This window comes from Pantoea endophytica (assembly GCF_002858935.1).
GTDB lineage: Bacteria > Pseudomonadota > Gammaproteobacteria > Enterobacterales > Enterobacteriaceae > Pantoea > Pantoea leporis.
Genome location: NZ_PJRT01000024.1, coordinates 1 through 19,472, shown reverse-complemented (window position 1 = coordinate 19,472; position 19,472 = coordinate 1). Strand labels below are relative to the sequence as shown.

11 protein-coding genes are annotated in these 19,472 nt (G+C 57.1%); 10 read left to right on the top strand and 1 reads right to left on the bottom strand.

The annotated features are described in order from the left end of the window. Positions 1 to 509 precede the first annotated feature (509 nt). The 6 genes from gltP (at position 510) to PZBJ_RS14430 (ending at position 13,498) form a co-directional block, all read left to right on the top strand. Positions 510 to 1,811 carry a glutamate/aspartate:proton symporter GltP gene (gltP, locus tag PZBJ_RS14455; protein ID WP_007888562.1) on the top strand — a complete coding sequence of 434 codons (1,302 nt, stop codon included), beginning with the start codon at positions 510 to 512 and terminating at the stop codon, positions 1,809 to 1,811. Positions 1,812 to 2,004: 193 nt separating this feature from the next. Continuing rightward, positions 2,005 to 2,409, top strand: coding sequence for a type II toxin-antitoxin system HicB family antitoxin (locus PZBJ_RS14450; protein WP_101763040.1), 405 nt, complete (start codon positions 2,005 to 2,007; stop codon positions 2,407 to 2,409). A gap of 140 nt (positions 2,410 to 2,549) precedes the next feature. After that, positions 2,550 to 3,461, top strand: a complete 912-nt coding sequence (gene murQ / locus PZBJ_RS14445; protein WP_101763039.1) for an N-acetylmuramic acid 6-phosphate etherase — start codon at positions 2,550 to 2,552, stop codon at positions 3,459 to 3,461. Next, complete coding sequence (gene murP, locus PZBJ_RS14440; RefSeq protein ID WP_101763038.1) at positions 3,461 to 4,891, top strand: PTS N-acetylmuramic acid transporter subunit IIBC; 1,431 nt, start codon at positions 3,461 to 3,463, stop codon at positions 4,889 to 4,891. The genes murQ and murP overlap by 1 nt, the downstream gene beginning before the upstream one ends. A 489-nt stretch (positions 4,892 to 5,380) precedes the next feature. Next, positions 5,381 to 11,452, top strand: a complete 6,072-nt coding sequence (locus tag PZBJ_RS14435) for an autotransporter outer membrane beta-barrel domain-containing protein (protein ID WP_101763037.1) — start codon at positions 5,381 to 5,383, stop codon at positions 11,450 to 11,452. 501 nt (positions 11,453 to 11,953) lie between these two features. After that, positions 11,954 to 13,498 carry a methyl-accepting chemotaxis protein gene (locus PZBJ_RS14430; protein WP_101763036.1) on the top strand — a complete coding sequence of 515 codons (1,545 nt, stop codon included), beginning with the start codon at positions 11,954 to 11,956 and terminating at the stop codon, positions 13,496 to 13,498. On the opposite strand, the gene PZBJ_RS14425 is transcribed toward PZBJ_RS14430, so the two are convergent. After that, positions 13,495 to 14,445, bottom strand: coding sequence for an AraC family transcriptional regulator (locus PZBJ_RS14425; protein WP_101763127.1), 951 nt, complete (start codon positions 14,443 to 14,445; stop codon positions 13,495 to 13,497). The genes PZBJ_RS14430 and PZBJ_RS14425 overlap by 4 nt on opposite strands. Before the next feature lie 104 nt (positions 14,446 to 14,549). Here PZBJ_RS14425 and PZBJ_RS14420 point away from each other — a divergent pair, with 104 nt between their 5' ends. From PZBJ_RS14420 to PZBJ_RS14405, 4 genes are all read left to right on the top strand, one after another. Next, positions 14,550 to 15,737, top strand: coding sequence for an MFS transporter (locus PZBJ_RS14420; protein WP_101763035.1), 1,188 nt, complete (start codon positions 14,550 to 14,552; stop codon positions 15,735 to 15,737). Positions 15,738 to 16,005: 268 nt separating this feature from the next. Further along, on the top strand, positions 16,006 to 16,215 hold the full coding sequence (locus tag PZBJ_RS14415) for a YdgH/BhsA/McbA family protein (protein ID WP_101763034.1): 210 nt from the start codon (positions 16,006 to 16,008) through the stop codon (positions 16,213 to 16,215). Positions 16,216 to 16,429: 214 nt separating this feature from the next. Then, positions 16,430 to 17,482, top strand: a complete 1,053-nt coding sequence (yncE, locus tag PZBJ_RS14410; RefSeq protein ID WP_101763033.1) for a 7-bladed beta-propeller protein YncE — start codon at positions 16,430 to 16,432, stop codon at positions 17,480 to 17,482. Positions 17,483 to 17,604: 122 nt separating this feature from the next. Next, the gene (locus tag PZBJ_RS14405; protein WP_101763032.1) at positions 17,605 to 19,245 is read left to right on the top strand and encodes a dihydroxyacetone kinase subunit DhaK; all 1,641 of its coding nucleotides are present in this window, start codon (positions 17,605 to 17,607) and stop codon (positions 19,243 to 19,245) included. Positions 19,246 to 19,472 lie beyond the last annotated feature (227 nt).

Sequence of the window (19,472 nt, the reverse complement as noted above, 5' to 3'; positions counted from 1 at the left end):
CTGTTTTGTAGTCTGGATCACGACCTTTTATCACTGCCAAATCCCCGGCGAACGGCGGGCAAAAACGCCGCGCCAGCAGCGTGATCTTCTGCTTTAAGCCTACGAGATCTCTGCCTCTGCTGTGCAAATAATCAGCAAACGAGCCGGGCCGCTTTTTGCGCAATAATGCATAGCTATGCTGAAACTTATCGAATTAACACTTTTCATAACAGCGAGTTATGGCCGTTAACCTTCGTCAGCATTTTGTGCTACTAACCTGAATAAGATTTGCGCTATCGCGCCGGGGGTTGCATTTACCGTAGTGAAAATGGTACTTATCTCGGCCCTGTTCAGCAGGTATCAACTCAGACTGCATCACCCCGCAGGCGCAAAATGCCTGCACAGCTGTAACCGACGTAGTCATAAATAACCCTCTATTTTATCGGGCTTTTGCTCACTTCCCTGTGTGACATTTCTCCTGCACCTTCGCAGCAGAGCAAAGGGGTTTTTAACTGAGGAAATAACGCGTTATGAAAGGTTTTAAGTTCACCCTTGCATGGCAGATTTTAGTCGCGCTGATTCTGGGCGTGATTGTGGGAACCGTGCTGCATAATCAGCCCGACGATCGTGAATGGTTAATCACTAACATTCTGACGCCAGCGGGTGACATCTTTATTCATCTGATCAAGATGATCGTGGTACCGATTGTTATCTCCTCACTGATTGTCGGCATTGCTGGCGTGGGTGATGCGAAAAAGCTCGGACGTATTGGTGTTAAAACCATTATCTATTTTGAAGTGATCACCACCCTTGCCATTGTGGTCGGCATTACGCTGGCCAACGTATTCCAACCCGGCAGCGGCATAGATATGTCAACGCTGGCAACGGTGGACATCTCTAAATACGAAGCCACCACCGAAGCGGTTCAGGGTGCACCGCACGGTCTGGTCACCACCATTCTGTCGCTGATCCCACAGAACATCTTCGCCTCGCTGGTGAAGGGCGACATGCTGCCGATTATCTTCTTCTCGGTGCTGTTTGGTATGGGCTTATCGGCGCTGCCATCGGAACATCGCGATCCGCTGGTCACGGTATTCCGTTCGATTTCCGAAACCATGTTTAAAGTGACGCACATGATCATGCGTTATGCGCCAGTCGGCGTGTTTGCGCTGATTGCGGTCACCATTGCGAACTTCGGTTTTGCGTCGCTCTATCCGCTCGCCAAGCTGGTGCTGCTGGTGTACGTGGCGATTCTGTTCTTTGCTTTCGTGGTGCTCGGCACGGTGGCGCGCTTCTGTAAGCTGCGCATTACCACGCTAATGCGCATTCTCAAAGATGAGCTGATTCTTGCCTATTCTACCTCCAGCTCAGAAACCGTGCTGCCGCGCATTATGCAGAAGATGGAAGCCTACGGTGCGCCGAAAGCCATCACCAGTTTCGTGGTGCCGACCGGTTACTCGTTCAACCTTGACGGTTCAACGCTGTATCAGAGCATCGCGGCGATCTTTATCGCCCAGCTGTATGGCATCGATCTGTCGCTGACCGACGAGATCATTCTGGTGCTGACGCTGATGGTGACCTCGAAAGGCATCGCTGGCGTGCCGGGCGTCTCCTTCGTGGTGCTGCTGGCAACGCTGGGCAGCGTGGGCATTCCGCTGGAAGGCCTGGCATTTATCGCTGGTGTCGATCGCATCATGGACATGGCGCGTACCGCGCTGAACGTGATCGGTAACGCGCTGGCGGTGCTGGTGATTGCGCGCTGGGAAGACCAGTTCGACACCAAACAAGCCGCCGCCTACGAGCAGCAGCTGCGCACGCAAAGCGCCAGCTAACGCACCTGCGCCGTAGTGGTCGATATTCATGGCGACCACTACGCACAGAAACCCGCTTCGGCGGGTTTTTTTATGCCTGCTACAGACAAGTCTTATAACCCTTTGCCTCAAACCCTTGCTTAAATCCATACCCACTATAACTACCCATATTTTCTTCAAGTCTTTTAAAATCATTTTCAAGTGAGGGCTCAACATGAGATTCCCCGTTTATCTTCATAAGACAGAAAGCAACACCTATTCTGGCTTTGTACCGGACGTTGTTGGATGTTTTTTTGCTGGCGAGACAGTGGATGATGCATTAACCGATGCTTCTGCTGCGATTGATTCGCATGTTGAGTCGTCGACTGATGCGGGTTACGAGGTGCCGGTGGCAACGAACATTGAAACGCATATTGAGGATGAAAATTGTCAGGGTGGTTATTGGGCCTTTGTCGATATCGATCTCAGTCGCTATGAAGGCAAAGCAGTAAAGCTCAACATCACCTTGCCGCAGAATCTGTTAACTAAAATTGATAGCTATGTCGATCACCATCGTGAATATGGTTCCAGAAGCGGTTTTTTGGCCGCGTTAGCGCGCAAAGAATTGGCAAACGCCTGAACCACGAAAACGACCCGCTTCGGCGGGTTTTTTTATGTCCGCTGCGGCAAAAAACAAAAAAATCCCGCGCAGCAGAGGAATTAACAATTCTGTGTGATATATAGTTTCACGAATAAATTATTCTCACACAGGAGTGTCTCATGCAGATCGATCTGAGCCAGATGATCACCGAAGGTCGTAATCCCGCCAGTCAGAACATTGATGAGCTGACCACCGAAGCGATGCTGCGGGTGATCAATGATGAAGACAAAAAAGTGGCGCTGGCGGTGGAAGCCATCGTGCCGCAGATTGCGCAGGTGGTGGATGCCATCACCCACGCCTTCAGCAAAGGCGGTCGCCTGATCTATTGCGGCGCAGGCACGTCGGGTCGTCTGGGGATTCTGGATGCCAGCGAATGTCCGCCGACCTTCGGCACGCCGCGCAGCCAGGTGGTTGGGCTAATTGCTGGCGGCCACACCGCAATTCTGCAGGCGGTGGAAAACGCCGAAGACAACGTGGAGCAGGGCGCGCAGGATCTGCGTGATATCAATTTCAACGCTAACGATGTGCTGGTCGGGATTGCCGCCAGCGGCCGCACGCCCTATGTGCTGGGCGCGCTGGCGTACGCGCGTCAGCAAGGCGCATTTACCGCAGCGTTAACCTGTAATCCCAACAGTCCAATGTCGCAGGCCGCGGATGTGGCGTTGACCCCGGTGGTCGGCCCGGAAGTGGTCACCGGTTCTTCGCGCATGAAAGCCGGCACGGCGCAGAAGCTGGTGCTAAATATGCTCACCACCGGCGCGATGATTCGCAGCGGCAAGGTGTACGGCAATCTGATGGTCGATGTGGAAGCCACCAACCAGAAGCTGGTGCAGCGCCAGGTGAACATCGTCAAACAAGCCTCCGACTGTGACGATGCTACCGCACAGCAGGCGTTGGCGGCGAGTAATGGGCACTGTAAAACCGCGATTGTCATGGTGCTGGCGGGATTAACGGCCGATGAAGCAAAATCGCTGCTGAGTCAGAATCAGGGCTTCATTCGCAACGCTTTGCGTGACGCAGGAGCGCAATAATGGCGGCCATTACCGAAGATCTGGTGCGCGACATTTTGCTGGCGGTGGGCGGCGCCAATAATGTGGTGCAGTGCGGCAACTGCATGACGCGCCTGCGTCTGACACTAAACGATGCCGCGCGAGTGGATAGCGCCACACTCAAAACGCTGCCGGGCGTGCTGGGCGTGATCGACAGCGATGCGCAGCTGCAGATCGTGCTCGGTCCCGGTAAAGCGCAAACTGCAGCAGAGAAAATGCAGGCACTGCTTAATCAACAGGCGCCGGGCGATCTGCAGGCCATCGCCAGCGCGCAAAAGCAGCAGATGAAGGCGAAGCAGACCAGCGCATTGCACCGTTTTCTCTCCTGCTTCGCCACCATCTTTACGCCGCTGATCCCCGGTTTTATCGGTGCCGGCTTGCTGCTGGGTTTCGCCACGCTGATTGAGCAGATCTTCCACCTTAATCAGCCTGGCGATCATGCACGCTGGCTGCTGGATACCGTGGCGTACATGAAGGTGTTTGGCAAAGGGTTGTTCACCTTCCTGAGTATTTTGATTGGCTATAACGCGCAGAAAGCCTTTGGCGGTACCGGCGTCAACGGGGCCATTATCGCCTCGCTGTTTGTGCTCGGTTATATCCCTGACGCGAAGGTCGGTTATTACAGCGGGATGCAGGATTTCTTCGGCATGGTGATCGATCCGCGCGGCAATATTATTGGCGTGCTGCTGGCGGCAATATTTGGTGCCTGGATTGAGAAACAGCTGCGAAAAATCATTCCCGATAATCTCGATATGATCCTGACATCGTTGCTGACGTTATTAATTACCGGCGCGGTGACTTTCCTGGTGATTATGCCAATCGGCGGCGAATTATTTAAAGGCATGTCGTGGTTGTTCATTCATCTAAATAACAATCCGTTTGGTTGCGCTATTCTGGCCGGACTGTTTTTGATCGCGGTGATGTTTGGCATTCATCAAGGCTTTATTCCGGTCTATTTCGCGCTAATGGAAACCCAGGGCTTTAACTCGCTCTTCCCAATTCTGGCGATGGCCGGCGCCGGGCAGGTCGGCGCGTCACTGGCGTTATGGTGCAAAGCGGATAAAGACTCACTGCTGCGTAAACAGATCAAAGGCGCCATTGTGCCGGGCTTGCTCGGTGTCGGCGAACCGCTGATTTATGGCGTCACGCTGCCGCGTCTGAAACCCTTTATCACCGCCTGTTTTGGCGGTGCGCTGGGCGGCTTCTTTATCGGGCTGGTGGCATGGCTGGGATTACCAGTGGGAATGAACACCGTGTTTGGCCCTTCAGGATTAGTCACATTGCCGCTAATGACCTCATCGCAGGGCATTTTTGCCGGCATGGCGGTGTATCTCGCCGGGCTGATCGTGGCATGGATTGGCGGGTTCGCCTTTACCTGGTGGGGCGGCACCCGCAATGTGGATTTAAGTTGAGTGAAGTACGGATTTCGACCAGGTCGGCATAAAGCGTGACCTGGTCTAACCGTGATCACGATCACGCTTTTAAACTCTCTCAAGTCGCTTAACCCGTCACAGCCACATTCACCACTTAAGTACCGTTTGTAAGTAAAGCGTTAGCAAAAAATAAAGGTTTTATTAAGGAGATAGAAGGTCAGGCCTTAAATTTAAAATGGCCTCAATTTATTTAGAATATCCAACCTGCATCGCAATTAATTCCCCGAGATGACAATAGGTTACTCATAATTGTCTTTTGCACTCACCAGCGAAAAAGTCTATACCTAAAGCCAATTAATCTATAACAACAATTCCATCCCTTTTTTCGCTGCACCATATTTCTTCACACAGTTGTTCTCAAATTAAATGCTACACGGGATTGGTCATTATCTGCCGCTTTATCCCCACGCGAAGAATTTAACGCTGTTGCAATAACAGCGCGGACGCTGCACGCCCACTGGAGGAAGTATGAGGTTTACATTAAATCCTATCGCATTAGGGATGTTGGCGGCGCAATTGCTGATCTATCCAGCAATGCAAAGTCAGGCTGTTACGTTGGGGACTTACACACCAGAAAATAATGACAACCAAACCGGTAAAATTACCGTTAGCAGCGGCAATGAAACTTTGACCGGCAATCAGGCATTCACGGCAGGAACGGATGGCGCGGTCACCACCACGCTCGGGCAAGTGGCGATCACCTCGGGATCGCAGTATCTCAATCAGGATCGCCTGGATCCCGGCCCGCAAAACTTTGCGATCACCACGCCCGATCCCGCAACCGGCACCAACAGCACATTCCAGGTATATAACTCCGCCAGTCTTGTCGCCTTAGCGCCCGTCACCAGCGCCACCAGCGTGCCGGATGTGCAGAACGTCAATGATGCGCAGTACATCGATGCGCGCATTGCGGATGTCACCGGCGGCACGCTGGATGTGAATATCGGCCAGGCGAATGCGCTCAGCAGCGCCAGCACCAACAGCTGGACCATGGCCGCCAAACAGACACAGCTATTTGATGTGAGCGGCACTGGCACGGTGAACTGGAACAGCAATAACCGCATCAGCTTTTTCGGTGCCACCGCCACGCCGGACGGCGCGGGATCGGCCACCAGCAGCTATCAGGTGCAAAACCTCGCCACCTATAACGGCGCATTCAGCGTGCAGACGCTGGATGGCAAAAGCACCAGCTTTACCGTCACCAACGCCAGCCAGCTGCAAAACTACAACAACTGGCTGATCGGTCAGCTGCAGGCGGGCAATCTTGATAAAACCCGTTATCTGCCTGAGTTCAATAAAGCTGTCACCTTCACCAATGCCAACATCGTCTACAACGTTAGCGCCACGCCGCCAGACGAGGTGACGCAGGCGATCGGCAATCGCATTGTGATCAATGCCAATGGCGCGGACGCGAGGGTCAATCTGGCGGCGGGTAAAACGCTGGAAGTGGTGGGCGCGACGGGCGGTGCGATCAAAGCCTCCAACGGCGCGCAAGCGGTGATTGATGGCAAACTGGCGAGTCGCGGCAGCATCACCAATAACGGCACGGCGCTGGTGTTAACCGATAACAGCAGTGGAACCAATAATGGGGTAATTAACGGCGGCTTCCTCAATCGTCAGGATGGTACCGGCATTGGCTCGACCGGCTACGGTGCCAATGGCGTAGCCGTGCAAACCGGTAGCACCTTTAACAACAACGGCATCCTCAACCTCGCCACCACCGGCAGCAATTCACAGTATGGCGTGGCGGGCATCAATCTTGGCGTGTCATCCACCGCCAATAACAGCGGCAATATCAACGTCGGCGTCAACGGTTCGAGCGCGCGCGGTACCGCGTCTGGCGTGTTACTGACCGACGCCACTTCCAGCTTCACCAATAACGCCAGCGGCAATATCTACATTGGTCGCGGACCGCAAAACAGCCTGGGTGAAGCGACTGCGGATACCGCGATGAACCAAAGCGGGTTGACCAGCGGTATCGCCCTGGTCGCCAACGGCAACGCGGTTAACAACGGCAGCATTACCCTCGGCACGAGAACGCAAAATGCGGCGGGGATGTCGGCGACCGGCGCAAATAACGCCACCATGATCAACACCGGCACCATCAATGTGAACGGTGCGGCTGCCACCATTCCGCGTGAAAACGTCGGCATGCTGGTGACCAACAGTGCCGGCAACATCAATAACGCGGGTACCATTAACCTGAATGGCGTGAACGGCACCGGCCTGAAAGTGCTGGCGACCAATGGCAACACCGCCAGCGCCACCTCAACCGGCACCATCAACGTGGCGGGCGGGGCCGATCCGGCCAGCGGCACGCGCAACTATGGCGTGTGGGTGGAAGGGCAAGGTGCAACCGGCACGGCGCAGGCCACCGTCGATGGCCCGATCAATCTCAGCGGCAATGGCGCGATCGGCGTACATGCGCGCGGCAATTCCACGGTGACCGTGGACCCGGCTGCCGTGCCGACCTTTTCTAACGGTACCAATCAGATCGCCTTCTTTGCCTACGGCCCCAATGCGCTGATTAACGTGCTGGGCAACAATCCGTTTGATGTCACCACGCAGAACTCCACGCTGTTTCGTGTTGAGCAGGGCGCAGACTTCAACGGTAACGCCTTGTCGCTCACCGCGTCGGGTGCCGGTTCTACCGCCGTGCTCGGTAGCGGCGCAGGCACCGAAGTGAGCAGCGATGCGGCGGTGATCAACGTCAGCGGCAGCGGTGCCAATGGCATCACGGTGGAAGGGGGCGCAACGGGTATTATTGATGCCGCAACCACCATGAATCTCACCGGTAGCAACGCAATTGGCGCGATCGTTGACGGACAAAAACACGATATCTTTGGCAGAAACAGCGGCTCGCCGGTGACCAGCACCCGCCTGAACTCTGCGGCGTCATTGAATGCGTCACAGAGTGGATTGACTGGTTATCTGGCCCGCAATCGCGCGCAGTTGACCAACAGCGGCGATATCACCTTCAGCGGCGCCAACGCCACCGGCATTCGCGTCGAGAGCGGTGCGACCGGCACCAACAGCGGCAATATCAACATCAACGATGGCGGCACCGGCATCGCGGTGAACAGCGGCAGCAGCACCTTTGCCACCACCGCCAATAACACCGGCACCATCAATGTTAATGGCGGCAGCACCACTAACCGCAGCCGAGGCGTCAGCGCCAGCGGCAATCGCGCGGTAGCCAACCTGAACGCTGGCACGCTGAATCTCAACGGCACCGGCGCGATTGGGGCGGAAGCGCTCAACGGCGCGCTGGTGAATATCGCCGCCGGTTCAGCGCCGGTACTCAATAACAGTGACCAAATTGCCTATCACGCGGCGGGCAGCGGATCGCGCATTAGCTCCGCCACCAATGCGTTAAATATCAACAGTAGCGGCTCAACCGGCTATCGCATTGATGACGGCGCGGCGCTGAGTTTCACCACGCCGACCACCCTCACCGCCAGCGCCAGCAACAGCACCGGCGCGATTATCTCCGGCAGCGGCAGCAGCCTGAATAGCAGCAACGCCAACTTCACCGCCAGCGGCCAGGGCAGTACGGCGATCCGTGCCGAAGGCGGTGCGAACGCCACGCTCGATAGCGGCAGCAGCATCAATCTCAGCGGCAGCAACGCGGTCGGCGTGCTGATTAATAATCTGCGTACCGATTTGAGTAACGCGCTGGATGGCAGCGCGGCGGCCACCCGCGTTACCAGCAACGGCAATGTGAGCGGCGCGGGCAATGGCGCGATGGGTTTTGATGTCACTAACGGCGCAGAGCTGGTCAACAACGGCAATGTGAACCTCACCGGCAGCAACAATATTGGGATCCGTTCGCGCGCCGGCAGCACGCTGACCAACAACGGCGTGGTCAACGTAGCCAACGGCACCGGGCTGGATGTCTCCGGCAGCGGCAGCACGCTGGCGAAAGGCGGCACCATCAATGTCGATAACGGTATCGCGGGCGTGCGCATCAGCGACGACGCGCAGCTGGCGCTTACCGGCAGCGACACGGTGATCACCACGCGCGGCAATGCGCACGGCATCCTGCTGGACAGCGGTGCGACCGCTCTCAGCGCCAGCGACGCCACGGTGAACGTGCTGGGCAGTGGCAACGGCATCGAAAACCGCGCCGAACTGAGCAACGTTGGTCTGAGCAATCTCACCATTAACGTCGGCGACGGCAACGGGATTCGCACCGCCGTGCCATTTGATCCGGCTTCGACGGTGACCACCAACGTCTCCGGCAGCGGCAGCGGCCTGAATATCGCCAATGCCGATGGTTCCACCACCCGCGGCGATCTGACGTTGGGGTCGGGCTATCAATTTAATGTTACCGGCGCAGGCGGCACCGGTATTCGCGCCAATACCACCGGCAATGTCACCACCGCCGCCAACGTCAATATCGACAATGCGGCGGGCGGATCGGCGCTGGTCTCCAGCACGGCGGGCACCATCGTCAATACCGGCAACTTCACCTCCAACAGCCTGACGGCGCCGGTGGTGGATCTGCGCGGCGGTAAAACCATCTTCGAGAACCTCGGCAACATCATCACCGCTAATCCACAAACCGTGGCGGTAGCGGGCAGCAACGCCGATGACGAAATTCTGCTGACCGAAGGCGCGGTGCAGGGCGATATCAATCCGGGCGGCGGATCGGATCGGTTCCGCTGGACGGGCGGAACGCTCAACGGCAGCCTGACCATGGGCAACGACAACAACAACACCGCTGAAGTGAGCAATGTCGATCTCGGCACCACCTACCATCTCACCAGCGGTAATGGCACCGGCAACACCTTGACCTTCAATCAGATTGGCGCGCGCGGCGGCAGCTTCAGCGCCGACGATCTCAGCAAAGGCGTTAATCTTGGCAGCGGCTGGAGCACCATCAACTTCGCCAATACCCAATGGACACTAACCGATAACCTGCAGCTGGCGCACAGCACCATCAATGTCGATGCGGATTCCACACTGTATGCCGGCGATAACGTGCATCCGACGCTATCCGGCGGCACCGCCGATTCGCTGCTGGTGAACAACGCCGGTACGCTGGATCTCACCAACGGTGCGGGTTCGCCAGGCAACACGCTGGATATTGCTGGCTCGCTGGCGTCGAGCGGCGGCCAGCTCAATCTGATCACTAACCTCAACCAGGGTGGTGCGCTAAGCAATCAGTTCACCGACCACATTAACGTCACCGGTAATGCCAGCGGTACCACGCTGGTGAATGTGAAACTGGCGGATGCCAGCACCGGCGCACTCACCGATCTCAATCAAAATGGAGGGGTAGAGGGCAACGAAGGGATCTCGCTGGCGCAGGTAGGCGGTAATGCCAGCGCCAACAGCTTCGCGTTGAAGGATGGCTATCTCGGTGCCGGGCCGTGGCAATATCGGCTCTACACCTTTGCACCGGGCAGCAGCGATCCCAGCCAGCGTTTAGTCAGCGGCAGCGGCAATAACTATTGGGATTACCGTCTGGCGAACTACTACGTGTGTGAGGATAGCGCTAACTGTCAGCCGACCTTCGTCACCGATGCCTTTGGCACGCCGCAAAGCTACGATTCGCGTCCGGCGGTGGTGCCGCAGGTGCCATCTTATGTGTCGGCACCGGTTGGCCTGGCCTATTACACCTCGGCGATTATCGACGATCTGCATAAACGTCTTGGTGAACTGCGCCACGAGCAGACACGTCCGCAAGGCAACGACGGCGAGATGTTCCTGCGCTATATCGGCTCGAACCTGAAGTACAAGAGCGATAAGAGTTTCCGTGACTTCGGTTATGACTTTGACCTTGATTACAGTGCGGTGCAGGTGGGCGGCAATCTGCTGCGACTCGATGGCGAGCAGGATAGCCTGCGCGGCGGTTTAGCCTATACGCGCGGTAATACGCGCATTCGTCCGCATGCGGCCGACGGTTACAGCAGCACCACTTTCGACAGCGACAGCCTGGCGTTTTACGGCACCTGGCAGCGTCAGAGCGGCTTCTATCTGGACGGTGTGTTGTCATTTGACTGGCATCGCGGCGAAACCGATATCGCCCGCACGCAAGAAGTAGCGAAGCTGAAAGGCCACGGCTGGACGGCATCGCTGGAGAGCGGCTATCCGTTTGCGTTGGGCGATGGCTATAAGCTTGAGCCGCAGGCGCAGCTGATGTACATGAAGCTGAATATGAATGATTTCACCGATAAAGACGGCAACAACGTGCGTTACGGCGACTATAACCAAACTATTGGTCGTCTCGGCGCGCGCCTCGACCGTACCTGGACCGACGACAGCAATCGTCAATACACTCCTTATCTGCGCGCGAACTACTACAAAGGTTGGGGCGGCTCTGCGGATACGTCAGTGTCTTCGGTGGATAATCCGGCGTTTGGCGCAACCTTCAGCAGCGGAAAATTTGGTCAAATGTGGGAAGTGGGCGCAGGCGGCACCGCAACCTTGCAGAAGGATGTTTCGTTGTATGCGGAAGCGGATTATCGCAAAGAGATTGATGGTAATGGTGCCAAAGGGTGGCGGTATAACGTGGGGGTCCGCTGGCAATTCTGATTTCCCTGCGCCCTTTGCGTTGCAGGTGCGTTGGCTGCGCTCGCTCACCCCGGTCACAGAGTTCACTCTGCTCCCGGGGATGAGCGAGCTTGCCGCCTTCCTGCGACACAAATGGCTTTGGGAAATCCCATCTCCCTGCGCCCTTTGCGTTGCAGGTGCGTTGGCTGCGCTCGCTCACCCCGGTCACAGAGTTCACTCTGCTCCCGGGGATGAACGAGCTTGCCGCCTTCCTGCGACACAAATGGCTTTGGGGAATCCCATCTCTCTGCGCCCTTTGCGCTGCAGGTCTGATGAATGCGTTTAAATTAAAGATTGATTTGGTTTACTGTAAAACCCGGTTAATCGATGAGCTAAGTGAAAAAGTGTGAAAGCCGCTGCAAAGCGGCTTTTTTATTGCCCTGAATTTGAAACTGGTGCTAAAGCTCAAGCCGTACGATGCCGAAAAGATAAAAAAGTATTATCGATTGCTTCTTTTCGCCTGCGTATTGCAAGGACACACACATGCGTAACAACCAGCCCGTCACTCAGCGTGAATTCGCTTTTGACGATGACGCCACATTGATGTCGACTACCGATCTCAACAGCTACATCACCTATGCCAACGATGCCTTTATTGAAGTCAGTGGCTTCAGTCCGGAAGAGGTGAATGGCCAGCCACACAACATGGTGCGCCACCCGGATATGCCGCCGGAAGCCTTTGCCGATATGTGGGCGACCCTCAAACAGGGCGAGCCGTGGACGGCGCTGGTGAAAAACCGCCGTAAAAATGGCGATCACTATTGGGTGCGCGCCAACGCCATTCCGGTGGTGCGTGAAGGCAAAGTGCAGGGTTTTATGTCGGTGCGCACCAAGCCGTCGGTGGAGGAGGTTCGCCAGACCGAAGCGCTGTACCGCGACTTCCGCGAAGGACGCGTCAAAGGACGCCGCTTCCATAAAGGCTTGATGGTCGGCACCGGCTGGCGTCGGCTGGGCTCGATCCTGAAAACTCTGCCGCTGCGCTGGCGCATCCGCTCAACCTTATTAACGCTGCTGCCGCTCTCGGTGATTGGCGTCTGGCTGCTGGGCCTTGCACCTCTTGCCGTTGGCTGCTTTGCCGGCGGTATGGCGGGCCTTTTACTGCTGGCGAGTCTGTGGCTGGAGCAGCAAATTTCGCGTCCGATGGAGCGCATGTGCCGTCAAGCATTGAGCGTGGCGACCGGTGCCAGCCATAAAGTGGAGCAGATCGATCGCGTCGATGAGATTGGCGTGACGCTGCGCGCCATCGGCCAACTTGGTCTGATGTTCCGCTGGCTGGTGGATGATGTCAGCGGCCAGGCGATCAACGTGCTGAGCGCCAGCGATGCCATTGCGCGCAGCAACGACGAATTGAGCCGCCGCACCGAACAAGCAGCGGCTAACGTGCAGCAAACCGCCGCCACCATGAACGAAATGACCGCCACGGTGAAGAGCAACACCGATACCGCCAAAGAGGTCAATGGGCTGTCGGAAAACACCAGTCATGCGGCGATCAAAGGCGGCGAAGTGATGCAGGAGATGGTGGGCATGATGGCGGAGATCGCCGACAGCTCGAAGCGCATCGCCAACATCACCAGCGTGATTGACGGTATCGCTTTCCAGACCAATATTCTGGCGCTTAACGCCGCAGTGGAAGCCGCGCGCGCCGGTGAGCAGGGCAAAGGATTTGCGGTGGTGGCCGGTGAAGTGCGCAATCTCGCGCAACGCAGCGCCAAAGCCGCCAGCGAAATCAAACATCTGGTGGAAACCAGCGCCAGCCGCGTGCAATCGGGCAGCGACCACGCCGATGCCGCTGGGCACACCATGCAGGAGATTGTCGATCAGGTGCAGAATGTCACTGCGCTGATCGCGCAAATCAGCGGCGCGACCGCCGAGCAGGCCATCGCCCTAACGCAGGTCAGCACAGCGGTGGAAGATCTCGACGATATCACCCATCAAAACGCCGCGCGCGTGGCGGAAAGCGCCGAAGCGTCCGGTCGCATGAAGCATCAGGCCAATCGTCTGGTGGAAGCGATCAGCGTGTTCCGTTAACGCATGTCGCGTTCGGCGCGCAGTGCGCCGGGTGGCGTGCCAACAATGCGTTTGAAGGCGCGGCTAAACGCCGCCAGCGAACCGTAACCGAGGTGGAAGGCGACGCTTTCCACCGCTTCGCCCTCGTTCACGATACGTTCCACCGCCAGCCGCATGCGCAGCTCGGTAAGATAGCGCAGCGGCGTCATGCCGGTTGCCGTCTGGAAACGCGCGGCAAACACCGAGCGTGAACTGCCGGATTCGCGCGCCAGCCGCTCCACCGTCCAATTTTCGCCGGGTGCGCGATGCATCGCCGCCATCGCCAGGCTGAGACGCGGATCGCGCAGCGCCTGCACCAGGCCGCTGCCTTTGCCGCAGCCGTTCTCCACCCAGCCCCGCACAATTTGCGCCGCCACCACATCCGCCAGCCGCGACAAAATCCCGGCGAAACCGGCTTTGCGCTGCCGCGTTTCGCGTTCCATCGCATCGAGAATCGGCTGAATTTCCGGGTACTGCGCCAGCAGCGTACTCACCAGCATCACGTCTGGCATGGTGTGCACCAGCGGCTGCATGCCGCCCAGTTCAAACGCCATGCAGGCGCTGAACAGAATCACATCGCTGTTATCCGGGCAGAGTTCGGTGCTGTCGTCGATGGCGCAGACGCTGGCGCAAATCGGGCGGCTATTAAACGTCGAAATGGGTTCGCAAACGGCCTCTTCGCTGGAGATCAGCGCGTGCGGTTTGCCGTGCGGGATCAGCAGCGCATCGCCCGCCTGCAGCGGATAAATCACGCCTGACGCCGAGCGAATCAGTAACGATCCGCGCCCAACAAAATGCAGCTGCGCGCGACCAGGCGCGTCGTCATATTGCAGGCCAAAAGGCGCGTGCAGCGCGATACGCTGGTATTTGACGCCGTACAGGCGCATGCCCATCAGCAATTCACTGGTCAGATCTTCATAGCGACTCATACCAATCCCAGACGAATAATCAAAAAACAAAGTTTCTGCATCATAGATCGTCTGGTGATCAGTCACTATGCTTAACGCTAAATATTTTGTGATGGGGATCACAGATAAGCCTGGATACTGAAATAGTCGAAACACCGTTAGACGTGGATAAACCGGCCTGGGGCGCGGTGTTTGCCATGGCCTTTGGCGTGTTCGGCCTGATTACCGCAGAATTTCTGCCGGTCAGCTTGCTGACGCCCATCGCCGACACGCTGCGTATCAGCGAAGGGCAGGCGGGACAAACCGTGACCGTCACTGCGCTGGTGGCGCTGCTCACCAGCCTGGTGATTGGCAACGTGACGCGCCAGCTCGATCGTCGCGTGGTGATGCTGGCCTTTACGCTGCTGCTGATTGCCTCGGCGCTATTGGTGGCTTTTGCCGAGAATCTGCCGATGATTCTGCTGGCCCGCGTGCTGCTGGGCGTGGCAATTGGCGGCTTCTGGACGCTCTCGACCGCGATTACCATGCGTCTGGTGCCGAGCGATCAGGTGCCGCGCGCGCTGTCCATCGTGTTTAGCGGTATTTCGCTGGCGACCATTATTGCTGCGCCGCTCGGCAGCTATCTGGGCGGCATTATTGGCTGGCGTAACATCTTCATTCTGACCGCCGCATTAGGCGTGCTGGCGCTGCTGTGGCAGTTCTTCACCTTGCCCGCGATGCCGCCGATTAATAAAGCGCGCAGCGGTGGCGTGCTGGATCTGCTGCGTAAAAGCGTGATGCGCTGGGGCATGCTGGCGGTGATCATGATGTTTACCGGCCACTTCGCCTTCTTTACTTATCTGCGTCCGTTCCTCGAAGGCAGCGCGCAGCTGAACGTCAATCAGCTGTCGCTGGTGCTGCTGGCGTTTGGCGTGGCGAACTTCTTCGGTACTTCGCTGGCAGGATATCTGGTGACGCGCAGCGTATCGCTGACGTTAACCGCGATGGCGCTGGTGATGAGCGTGACCGCGCTGCTGCTGGTGAGCTTCGGCGAGGTGTCGTGGCTGGTGGCGGCGGGCGTGGCGCTGTGGGGCCTGGCGTTTGGTTCGATGCCAACCGGCTGGTCAACGTGGATCTCCCGCGCGGTGCCAGACGATGCGGAATCAGGCGGCGGTTTGCTGGTCGCCACCATTCAGCTGGCGATCACCGCCGGTGCCGCAGCCGGCGGCTGGATGTTTGATCTGCAAGGCGCTGGCGGCGTGTTCCTCGCCAGCGGCGTGCTGATGCTGCTGGCGGCCATCACCATCTTCACCCGTGTTCGTCATCACGGTTAACACCTATGCCATCCGTCGCGGCGCGATTAATCGCGCCGCGACAGCGTTGTACGCTCTGCCTATCACAGCCATATATCCTGCCTTTTAATTAGATGTCAGATTTTTAACCCTTTGCACAAAGGTTAATCCAAACGTGCTTTTTATGTTCAAAATATTCGAATTACAACGGCAAATCTCTCCGCTTTTTACTGATCAATTCTGCGCCTATTATATCTCTCAACAAGGCGATGACGCCTTACTCAATCAAACGTACATTAAGGAATTGACCATGAAAACCATCAAAACTTTTGCTGCTGTTGTTGCTCTGACCGTTCTGCCATTCGCTACTTTTGCGCAAAGCATCACTGCAACCGCTTCAACGCTGGATGGAGCAGAAGCGCAAATCGCTGCTCAGGCGCATGAAGCTGGTGCTTCGTATAAAGTGACCGAAGCCAACTTCAACAACGGCGTGCACATGACTGCTGAACTAACCAAATAAGTTGCATTAATGTTCTGTGCTGACAGGGTGCCCTCGGGCGCCCTGGCGGCGTTGGTAAGCCGATAAAATCCTGTCACTTTCCCTTCGAAATGATTACTATTCTCAAAAAGTAGCACCCTTCGTCGGCTCGCCTCGGGCTGTCTTTTTAACATTGGTTGTAATGTCGGGCTTTCACTTCACTGCCATCAGGCGGTGTTTTTGCTATGGAGAAGTTATGAAGGCGAATAAAAAATCGTGGGCGCTGCGTCCACTGCTGCTGGCAACAGCGCTGTTCTCAACCTCTGCGGTGATGGCGGCGGAGTCTCAGCCGTTGAACCAGGCGATCTCAAAAGGCGCTTACGAGTTGGCGTTCAGCAACAGCGATAATGCGCTGTTCCTGGCGACCGCGCAGAGCACCACCGACAAAAAAGGCGGCACCGTTTATCGTCTCGATCCGCAGGATCTGGCGGTAAAGCAAACCATTAACACCGATCTGCCGACCTTTGGCGCGGCGATCAACCAGAAAACCAACATTCTCTATTTGGGTAACACCCGCGATGCTGCACTGACTGCAGTGGATGCCACCAGCGGCAAGGTGATCAACACGCTGGTGCTGGATGGTCGTCAGCGCAGTGAAACCGTGCGTCCGCTGCAGCCGCGCCAGTTGGCGGTTGATCCGGCGACCGATCGCGTTTACATCACTGGCCTCGGTGAGCAGAGCGTGGTGTGGGTGGTGGATGGCAAAACCCTGCAACTGATCAGCACCGTGCCGAACACCGGTAAAATGGGCACCGGTTTAGCGATCGATTCTGCGGCGCAAAAACTGTACGTCACTAACTCCGATGGCGAACTGGTGACCATCAATACGCGCCTGAACGCGATTGAAAAGCGTCAGAAAATCGATGGCGACAACGATCACTTCTTCCTCAATATCTCGCTGGATACCAAAGGCCATCGCGCCTTCCTCAGCGACTCAAAACAACCGCAGGTGCTGGTGCTGGATACCCGCACCCAGCAGGTGATCCACAAGATCGATGTGCCGGAATCGCTGGCGGTATTGTTTAATGCCGATCGTGATGAGCTGTACGTCACGCACCGTAAAGCGGGCGAAATCAGTATCATCGACGCCAGCAGTTACAAAGTAAAACGCACGGTGAAAGCGCCGGGCCTGCCAAACAGCCTGGCGCTTTCCGCCGATGGCAAAACCCTGTTTGTCAGCATCAAGCAGCCGGGTTCACGCAAAGAACCACCAAAGAATCCAGATAGCGTGCTGCGTATCGCTTTATAAGCGGTAATAGTCTGAATTAAAGGGCGGCTTGTGCCGCCCTTTGCATTTCCGCACTTCGCTGCGCCTATTCTTTACGCACATACGCTACCTTGTAGGACGACAACACCAATGGAGAGGATGCAATGAGCCAGTTTTTTATGCATGAGAAAAACGATCTGGTTAACGAAGCCATCGAAGGGGTTTTGCTGAGTACGCCGTGGCACAACCTCAGTCGCCTCGATCTCGGTGATGAGATTCGCGTGGTGGTGCGTTCGGACTGGGATAAAAGCAAAGTGGCGCTGATCTCGGGCGGCGGTTCTGGCCATGAACCGGCGCATGCCGGATTTGTCGGCAAAGGCATGCTGACGGCGGCGGTGTGCGGCGATATTTTCGCCTCGCCGAGCGTCGATGCGGTGTTGAACGCCATTGTTAACGTCACCAGCGATGCCGGTTGCCTGCTGATTGTGAAGAACTATACCGGCGACCGTCTTAACTTCGGTCTGGCGGCAGAGAAAGCCAAAAACCTCGGCTACAAAGTTGAGCTGGTGATGGTGCAGGATGATATCGCGCTGCCGGAAAACCCGCAGCCGCGCGGTATCGCCGGGACTGTGCTGGTGCACAAAATCGCTGGCTTTGCGGCGGAGCAGGGACAATCGCTGGATGAGGTCAAAGCGCTGGCACAGCGTGCGATTGATGCCACATCGTCCATCGGTTTGGCTTTTGCCACTTGTCATGTGCCGGGCGAAAAACGCGATGAGCGCGTCGCGCCCGGGCACAGCGAGCTCGGCATGGGCATTCATGGCGAGCCGGGTGTAATCACGCTGGATACGCAAGACAGCCGCCAAATCACCAGCATCATGACCGATAAACTGGCGCAGGCGCTGCCGGACGGCAAGCAAGCGCTGTTGCTGATCAACAATCTCGGTGGCTTCTCGCAGCTGGAGCTGGCGCTGTTAACGCGTGAAGTGTTGCAGTCGCCGCTGGCGGCACGAATCACGCATCTGCTGGGGCCGGCAACGCTGGTCAGCGCGCTGGATATGAAAGGTTTCTCGCTGACGCTGCTGGCGCTGGAGGAGCCGTTCCTTGAAGCGTTAAACGCGCCGGTTCAGGTGCTGGGTTGGGTGCCGGTGTATGACTTTGCGCCGATCAGCCTGCAACGTGCAGAGAAAATCGGCAGTGTGCTGGATTTTGATGCCTCTGAGAATGCGGAGGTGGCGCGCATCGTCGCCAGCGTCACGCAGACGCTGATCGATCTGGAAAGCGAGCTGAACGCGCTGGATGCCAAAGTGGGCGATGGCGATACCGGCTCAACCTTTGCCGCCGGGGCGAAGAAAATTCAGCGCGGCCTGCAGGAAAAACAGCTGCCGCTGGATGAGCTGCCAACCTTGCTGGCGCTGATTGGCGAGCAGCTGGCGACGGTGATGGGGGGATCGAGCGGCGTGTTGATGTCAATTCTGTTCACCAGCGCCGGCCAGCAGCTGGAAGAGGGCAGCGCGCTGCCGCAGGCATTGATGCACGGGCTGGAGCGCATGAAACATTACGGCGGCGCGCAGCCGGGTCATCGTACGTTGGTGGATGCGCTGCAACCGGCGCTGGAAGCGTTAGTGGCGGGCGAGTCGCTGGCTGCGGCGGCAGAAGCGGCGCAGAAAGGCGCCGACGCCACTGCGCAGATGCAGAGCGCCAAAGCGGGGCGTTCCGCGTATCTGAATCAGCAGAGTCTGGATGGGGTGAAAGATCCGGGCGCGTATGCGATTGAGAAGGTGTTTGCGGTGTTGGCGGGTTAAACAGAGTGCGCCTGGCCCCTCACCCTAACCCTCTCCCGCAAGCGGGAGAGGGGACTGACCGAGCACATATTTGACATTTGGCAGTGTCTCCCTCTCCCCGTGGGAGTGTACAGTCCGGGGACATGGTGAACACTTGTTCGGGGACATGGTAGACACTTACAACTAAGGCATAAGAACCCGTTTATGGAGTCGCTTATGTCCTGGGATGCGAGAGATACCATGTCATT

Coding starts and splice junctions, on each gene's coding strand:
- gltP (WP_007888562.1), top strand. CDS start 510: ATGAAAGGTTTTAAGTTCACCCTTGCATGGCAGATTTTAGTCGCGCTG.
- PZBJ_RS14450 (WP_101763040.1), top strand. CDS start 2,005: ATGAGATTCCCCGTTTATCTTCATAAGACAGAAAGCAACACCTATTCT.
- murQ (WP_101763039.1), top strand. CDS start 2,550: ATGCAGATCGATCTGAGCCAGATGATCACCGAAGGTCGTAATCCCGCC.
- murP (WP_101763038.1), top strand. CDS start 3,461: ATGGCGGCCATTACCGAAGATCTGGTGCGCGACATTTTGCTGGCGGTG.
- PZBJ_RS14435 (WP_101763037.1), top strand. CDS start 5,381: ATGAGGTTTACATTAAATCCTATCGCATTAGGGATGTTGGCGGCGCAA.
- PZBJ_RS14430 (WP_101763036.1), top strand. CDS start 11,954: ATGCGTAACAACCAGCCCGTCACTCAGCGTGAATTCGCTTTTGACGAT.
- PZBJ_RS14425 (WP_101763127.1), bottom strand. CDS start 14,445: ATGAGTCGCTATGAAGATCTGACCAGTGAATTGCTGATGGGCATGCGC.
- PZBJ_RS14415 (WP_101763034.1), top strand. CDS start 16,006: ATGAAAACCATCAAAACTTTTGCTGCTGTTGTTGCTCTGACCGTTCTG.
- yncE (WP_101763033.1), top strand. CDS start 16,430: ATGAAGGCGAATAAAAAATCGTGGGCGCTGCGTCCACTGCTGCTGGCA.
- PZBJ_RS14405 (WP_101763032.1), top strand. CDS start 17,605: ATGAGCCAGTTTTTTATGCATGAGAAAAACGATCTGGTTAACGAAGCC.